This is a genomic window from Dorea sp. 210702-DFI.3.17 (genome assembly GCF_020560825.1).
In the GTDB taxonomy this organism is placed as follows: Bacteria; Bacillota; Clostridia; order Lachnospirales; family Lachnospiraceae; genus Dorea; species Dorea formicigenerans.
This window is the reverse complement of the sequence record NZ_JAJCNB010000165.1, coordinates 1-216: the sequence shown is the minus strand read 5'-3', so window position 1 is coordinate 216 and position 216 is coordinate 1. Positions and strand designations below refer to the sequence as shown.

At 47.2% G+C, this 216-nt stretch carries 1 protein-coding gene; it reads right to left on the bottom strand.

What is annotated here, in order from left to right; genetic code table 11:
• Positions 1-21 precede the first annotated feature (21 nt).
• The coding region (locus LI149_RS15350) for a hypothetical protein (RefSeq protein WP_227143647.1) at positions 22-216 on the bottom strand (195 nt) is incomplete at its 5' end.

Sequence of the window (216 nt, the reverse complement as noted above, 5' to 3'; positions counted from 1 at the left end):
AAGATTTTTGTGGAACATAAGTTACTTTTCGCGATGTGCAGGGAAGCGGATCTCAACCTCTGTCCCCTCTCCAGGCTTGCTGGAATAAGTGAGTCCGTAATTATTTCCATAGAGAATTTGGAGTCTCCGGTGGGTATTATAAACTGCGATATTTGTGCCGCCGGAAATCCTGTCAACTATCCTTTCCGGAAAGGGAAAAAGCCAGTCCGGCGGCAC